This window comes from Haladaptatus sp. R4, from assembly GCF_001625445.1.
Classification (GTDB): Archaea; Halobacteriota; Halobacteria; order Halobacteriales; family Haladaptataceae; genus Haladaptatus.
Genome location: NZ_LWHG01000002.1, coordinates 115,575 through 122,344, shown reverse-complemented (window position 1 = coordinate 122,344; position 6,770 = coordinate 115,575). Strand labels below are relative to the sequence as shown.

Here is a 6,770-nt window from a genome sequence, read left to right as displayed (position 1 = left end):
ACTCGTCCTGCAGCGAGCGCATCGTGTTGAGCACTTGGGCCTGAATCGAGACGTCGAGCGCCGTCACGGGTTCGTCACAGACGATGAAGTCCGGATTCACGCTCAGCGCACGCGCCAAGTTCACCCGTTGACGTTGCCCACCCGAGAAGGCGTGCGGGTGGCGGTTGTAGTGCTGCGGGTCCAGTCCGACCTTCTCCAGCAGTTCACGGGCTCGCTGCTCCCGTCCGTCAGCGTCGTACAGCCCGTGGGCCTTCATCGGTTCCTCCACGATGGGACCGATTTTCATCCGCGGATCCAGTGAGGACTGCGGGTCCTGGAAGATCATCTGCACGTCCCTGCGCTGGGCGCGCAGGTCCTCACCGCCCAGTGTGGTCAGGTTCTCACCCTTGAAGTACACCGTCCCGTCCGTCGGCTCCACGAGGCGGAGGATGGCCCGTGCGAGCGTGCTTTTCCCACAGCCCGATTCGCCGACCAAGCCGAGCGTCTCGCCCTTCCGAATCGAAAAGGAGACGTCCTCGACGGCGCGAACCGGCTTTTGCTCGCCGAACAGGCCGGACAGGAAGCCGCCGCTGTCGGAGAAGTGTTTCGTGAGACCGTCCACTTCGAGGATGGTCTCGCCCGCTCTCGTGTCCTCGTCGGCCAGTTCTCCCGTCGACATGGTGTCACTCATCTCAGTCGTCCCCCTGCGCATCCGTCACGATGTCGTCGGTGATGCCCGTCGTGGCTCGAATCTCGATGGGGTCGCTGAACTCGTAGCCCACGTCGAACGCGTCGTGTTTCACGCAGGCCGCCTTGTGCGAGCGTTCGCCCGCCTCCGCGAGTTCCTTGCACTCCGGATGGACTTGGGTGCAGACCTCGCGGGCGTCCGGACAGCGCGTGTGGAATCGACAGCCACGAGGCGGGTCGATGGCTTCCGGCATGACGCCCCGAATCGGCGTCAGTTCATCGACGGTCTGGTCGGGACGCGGCATCGAATCCAACAGCGCCCGCGTGTAGGGATGTTTGGTGTCGTGGAACAAGTCGTCCACGGTGGCCTGCTCGACGATTTCTCCGAGGTACATCACGTTCACCCGGTCGCACAACTCCGCGACGACGCCCATGTCGTGAGTCACCCAGATGAAACTCGTGTCGTATTTGGCCTGCAGGTCGTTGACCAACGAGAGAATCTGGCCCTCGACGGTCACGTCCAGCGCCGTCGTCGGTTCGTCGGCGATGATCAGGCTCGGTTCGCACGCGAGCGCCATCGCGATGAGCACGCGCTGGCGCATCCCACCCGAGAACTGGTGCGGATAGTTGTCGTAGCGTTCGACTGGCTCCGGGATGCCCACTTCCCGAAGCATGCTGATAGCCTCCTCTTTGGCGTCCGATTTGGAGAGGTCCCGGTTGATTTCGATGAACTCCCGGAGTTGGCTCCCGACGGTGAAGACGGGATTCAGGCTCTCCATCGGGTCCTGGAAGATGATGGCGATTTCGGTGCCGCGAATTCGCTTCCGCATCTCTTCGTTCGACAGCATCTCCTCGCGTTCCCGCATCTCGCCATCCGGTCCCTCCTCGACGCCGAACAGCAGTTCGTCCCGGAAGCGGACTTCCCCGCCGACGATTTCGCCCGGCGATTCCACTAGTCGGAGGATGCTCTGTGCGGCGACGCTCTTCCCGGCCCCGGATTCGCCCACGAGACCGACGATTTCGCCCTCCTTTACGTCGAAGGAGATGCCGTCCACCGCACGGACGACGCCCTCCTCGGTGAAGAACTGTGTCTTCAGGTTATCGATGTGTAACAGTGTATCAGTCATTGTTCGTCTCCGTCAGTTGTTGATTCGCGGGTCGAGTGCGTCCCGCAGGCCGTCGCCGAGCAGGTTGAACCCCATCACGGTGACGAGGATGGCCAGTCCCGGCCAGAGGCTGAACCACGGGTCGGGTAGCATGTAACCCCGAGATTGGCTGAGCATCTGTCCCCACGAGGGCGTCGGTGGCTGTGCCCCGAACCCGAGGAACGAGAGGCCAGCGACGATGAGGATGCTGATGCCGACCTGCAACGTAGCTTGGACGAGAACCGGCGCGAAGCTGTTCGGGATGACGTGACGCAGGATGATATTCCGGTCGCGCACTCCCGCCGCCCTCGCCGCTTCGATGTATTCTTCCTCGCGCACACTCACGACCCGCGAACGGATGAGGCGGGCGAAGACGGGAATCGTGGTGATGCCAACACCGATCATCGCGAAGGTCAGGTCGCGGCCGAACGCGGCCATGAACGCGATGACCAGCACGAGGAACGGAATCGCGTACAGCGTTTCAGCCAGCCGCATCAGTACGTCGTCGATCCATCCGCCGTGATACCCCGCGACCGCGCCGAGTATCGTCCCGCAGATGAGTCCGAAACCGGTCGAGATGATGCCGACCTGCATGGCGATGCGCGAACCGTAGACGAGTCGAACGAGGATGTCCCGGCCGCGGTGGTCCGTCCCGAGCGGGTACTCCCACAGCCCCTTCCCGAACGTGTTGCTCGTCATCGCCGGAGGGCGCAGGATCTTGGCGTTCGTCGGATCGTTCACCGGGTTGTGCCAGAAACTGCTCACGATGGCGTAGTCGAACAGTTTCGCGTCGATCCACGCGAACACCGCGAGGACGACGATGAACCCAATGATGTAGAGGCCGATCCTCGCGGTGGTGTCCCGCCGGACCTGTTCGAGCGCATAGCGCCATCCGACGTTTGCCTCGACTTTCGCTTCCCCTCGGTCGGTCGCGTTGGCGTTTCGAACGTCCGTCGAATTTGCTTCTCCAGTTCCCATTTTAGTCCACCTCGTCGTAACTCACTCGCGGGTCGATGTACGCGTAGGAAATGTCGGTAATGACGACGCCGACGACGAACGTCAAGCCGAAGAAGATCGTCGTTCCCATGACCAGCGGGTAGTCCTGATTGTTGATCGCCGTGATGATGAGCCGTCCCATTCCGTTGATGTTGAACACCGTCTCGGTCAGCACCGCCCCGCCGAGCGCGGCGGTGAGTTGCAACCCGACGACCGTGATGACCGGCAGTTGGGCGTTCCGAAACGCGTGTTTTCGCACGATCTTTCGTTCCGCGACGCCGTAGGCGCGCGCCAGCTTCACGTACTCCTGTTGGAGCACTTCGAGCATCGAGGAGCGCTCGATACGCATGATCGCGGCCATTTGGAGCGTGCCGAGCGTTATCGCCGGGAGCAACAGGTGCATGAACGTCTGCCAGAAGACGCCGAGTTGCGTAGACGCACCCTCGACCGCGCTCGGTTTCTGCCACGGTTCGACCAGCCCCGTTGCCGGGAACCAACCGAGGTAATAGGCGAAGACGATGATGAGCATCAGGCCGATCCAGAAGTCGGGCGTGCTGACGCCGATGAGCGCAACGATGCGCGTGACGTGGTCGGTCGGCTTGTTGCGCCGTTTCGCGGAGATGATGCCGAGCGGAATCGCCACGACCAGCGCGAAGATGAAGCTCGACAACATGAGCAGAAGCGTCACCGGAAGCCGCTGCATTATCTTCGTCGTCACCGGAGTTCGGTAGTAGATGCTCTCGCCGAGGTTCCCCTGTGCGACGGAGGTGAGGTAGTTGACGTAACGCACCGGAAGCGGCTGGTTCAATCCGTACTGGGCGCGTATCTGGTCGACCATCTCGGCGCTCGGCGATGGCCCGAGCATGATCTGAACGGGGTCGCCCGGAATCGCGTTCGTCAAAAGGAACGTGATCGTCACGATGCCGAGCAGTACCGGAATGGCCTGTAGTAAGCGTCGAATCGTATAGCGAAGGATTCCCATGTGTATTGTCGTTGAATCGTATCGAAAGGGGGTGTCGCGTTACTGCTTCGCGATGGAAGCGTTGGTGTACTGCGTCGCGAGGACGAAGCTCAACACCGGATGCGGTTCGAACCCGTTCACCTTGTTTTTCACCCCGAAACTGTTCTTCAGGTTGTACGCCGGAAGGTGTGCCCGGTCGTGGAGCACCTTGTTGATGGCCTCGGTGTACAGCTTCTTCCGTTTGGCGTGGTCAGACGACTTCCGCGCCTCGACGATTTGCTTGTTGACCTTGTTGTAGTAGGTCCCGTCGTTCGTCCCGTGGGCGGACTTCGTGAAGAAGTAATAGAGGAAGTCGTCGGGGTCAGGGCCGCCCGACCAGCCGAGGGTGTACATGTTGTAATCGCTCGTCTTGCCGGTGACGAACTTGTTGAGGAACGCACCCCAATCGAGCCGCTGGACGTTGGCGTTGTACCCCGCCTCTTTCAGTCCGTTGGCGACGGTGACGCCCAACTGTTGGCGTTTGTCGTCCGGGGGAACGATGATTTTGGCGTTCCAGTTGTCCGGAACTTCGTCGGAATTCTTGAGCAACTCCTTTGCCTTGTCGATGTTCTTGTCGTGTGGAATCTTCTTCCACTTGTCGAGCGGGAAGCCCCACTTCTTCGAGATTTGTTCCGGTAGCGGACTGTACTGTCGGACCCCGCTCGGTTCGACGAAGTTCGAAACCGCTTGGTCCATGTCGAAGCAGTAGTCGATGGCTTCCCGAACCTTCGGGTCCGTCGTCGGCCCGTTCTTGCAGTTGAAGGCGAGATAGAAGTAGCCCATCCCGATTTTCGACTCGATGGACGTATCGCTCATGTTCTGGACCTGTTTCCAGAGCTTCGGCGGAATTTCCTCGATAACGTCGTTTTCGCCGGTTTGAAGGCTCGTCAACCGTGTCGTCGGTTCCTCGACGGGAACCATCTTCACGTTTGCGAGGTTCGGTTTCGGCTTCCCCCAGTAGTCGTCCCACCGGGAAATCTTGACGTAGTTGCCTTCCTGCCAGTCATCGAATTTGAACGGTCCGGTGCGATCGGGTTCTTCTTGTTGAATTTCTTTTTGTCCTTCTCCCGAACCGACTTCGGGACGACGGAGGACGTCAGGACGTTCATGAACGGCCCGTATGGGTATTTCAAATCGAACTTGACCTTCCGTTTGCCCGCCTTCGAAACCGAGTCAATCATCGTGAACGTGGACGCGTTCTCGGTCTCCTCCTTGACGGGTGCCGTGAATGAATATGCGATGTCCTCGGGGGATAATGAATCGCCGTTCTGGAACTTGATCCCCTTCTGGTACTCGACGATGTACGTCTTGCCGCCGTTCTTGACTTCCGGCTTGCCCGTCGCCATCTTCGGAACGACGTTGATTCCGGAGTCGTACGTGTACAGACCCTCGAAGACGCGGTCCGATACCTGTGCGGAAGGAACGTCGTTGAGGACGATGGGGTCGAACTCCAGCGGGCTTTTCACCTGCGCGAGTTTCAGCGTCCCGCTGGTGTTGGCTCCGCCGCCCGAATTATTGCCGCCACCGCCAGAGTTATCTTGACTCCCTGAACATCCAGCCAGCGCCGCGATGCCGGTTGCACCGAGACCTTGCAGAAGCCGTCGTCGCTTGATCGAATCGGGTATCGTGCTTTTTTTCGTCATACTTTTTGTGATTCGTTGATGGGGTCGCCGCTCGTCCGCAGTCCGCGGACATGTGAGCAACTGTCGAATATTTTTTACTGAGCCAACCATTGTTATTGGGTGCCTGAAACGAACTATCGGAAGCGGTAATCATTGCCTACGAAGGTGATGCTCCAAAATAAATTCGGGAGAGATCATAACTAAAATCGAGCGACAACTCGCCAACAGTTCACGAGTACTACTCCGGATACCATCCCCTATTAGCAATTTTATGATATTATTTCGTTCGGTCGATCACAGTGAGAAGGTTGAGCAAAAACGATCAATCGTATTGTATTTCATTCCGCCGAGAGTATTTAAAAGCCGGACAGTTGATGCGAATTCCACACCATACTGTATGGTGTGCGTGAGGGTGAATCGATCCGTCGAAGGCGGATACGGATCCGAAGAGGATTCCGGCCTGCTGCTGACCGCCATCGTCGGAATACGATGGAGTAATCCTGTCGTAACGTGGGGACGATGACCGGCGTTCAGTCGCCGTCATCGAACGCCGACCGAAGTTCCCACACGCCGGAATCGAAGAAGGGCGATTTCGGATAGCCCGCACCCCGCCAGAGTGCGTCGATGGGGGCCGCGAGTTCGGTTCGAACGTCGGCATCGAAGTTGTCGAGCGTCACGGGGAACGGTGCGAGCATCGATTCTCGAATCGGATGCGCGTCGTCGCTCGACTCGACCACACCGGTGTCGAGCAGACAGCCATCGACGCCGTACATCGTGAGCGTGACGTAAATCGGGGCCGTCCGCTGGTGGTACGCGAGCACGCGAAGGTACCGCCGGACGCTCCGTGTCAAGTCGAGTTCGAGCGCCCGTCCGTCGATTCGTGGCGGTTCCGTCCGGGACTCCTCGAACGGAATCGCGGCAACCGACTCGACGACACCGTTCGAGAAGAGGTGTGCATACCCGGCACAGCCGTTCCGGTCATCCGACGGGACGGTCGCCCCGAACCCGTCGGCGGTCCACGAACCGCGCGCGCCGTCCCGCCCGAGGATTGGAAGCTGTTTCGGGCGCATGGGATCGGCCTCGGGCAACACGCTGTGCTCGCCGAGGTCTATCGCGTAGCCGTCGTCGTACACGCCGGTCGGAACGACGTGAACGACGATACCCCGCGGCGAATCGAAGTCGAAGTAGCCTTCCCCGCTCACGACCGCTTCGAGCCGTCGTTGATGAAGCGCCGTCGCCTGTTCGTTTGCCCCCCCGGCGTACTTGGCCGCCATGATCGCGTCTCGATAGCTCATTCGCTACCGACCAAACCCGGTGAAGATGGTTAAATGGACTGATATA

5 protein-coding genes and 1 pseudogene are annotated in these 6,770 nt (G+C 59.9%); all 6 read right to left on the bottom strand.

Annotated elements, in window-relative coordinates; all coding sequences use genetic code 11:
* On the bottom strand, nt 1–670 hold a 670-nt coding region (locus A4G99_RS01330), incomplete at its 3' end, for a dipeptide/oligopeptide/nickel ABC transporter ATP-binding protein (RefSeq protein ID WP_223301540.1).
* Between the two features lies 1 nt (nt 671).
* Nucleotides 672–1,793 (bottom strand): ABC transporter ATP-binding protein, encoded by a 1,122-nt coding sequence (locus tag A4G99_RS01325; protein ID WP_066138445.1) that lies wholly within the window; start codon nt 1,791–1,793, stop codon nt 672–674.
* A 12-nt stretch (nt 1,794–1,805) separates the two neighbouring features.
* Complete coding sequence (locus A4G99_RS01320) at nt 1,806–2,789, bottom strand: ABC transporter permease (RefSeq protein WP_066138443.1); 984 nt, start codon at nt 2,787–2,789, stop codon at nt 1,806–1,808.
* A gap of 1 nt (nt 2,790) precedes the next feature.
* Nucleotides 2,791–3,789 (bottom strand): ABC transporter permease, encoded by a 999-nt coding sequence (locus A4G99_RS01315; RefSeq protein WP_066138439.1) that lies wholly within the window; start codon nt 3,787–3,789, stop codon nt 2,791–2,793.
* 39 nt (nt 3,790–3,828) lie between these two features.
* A pseudogene (locus A4G99_RS01310) lies at nt 3,829–5,153 on the bottom strand (ABC transporter substrate-binding protein).
* Between the two features lie 806 nt (nt 5,154–5,959).
* On the bottom strand, nt 5,960–6,724 hold the full coding sequence (locus A4G99_RS01305) for a hypothetical protein (RefSeq protein WP_223301539.1): 765 nt from the start codon (nt 6,722–6,724) through the stop codon (nt 5,960–5,962).
* Between the last annotated feature and the right edge of the window lie 46 nt (nt 6,725–6,770).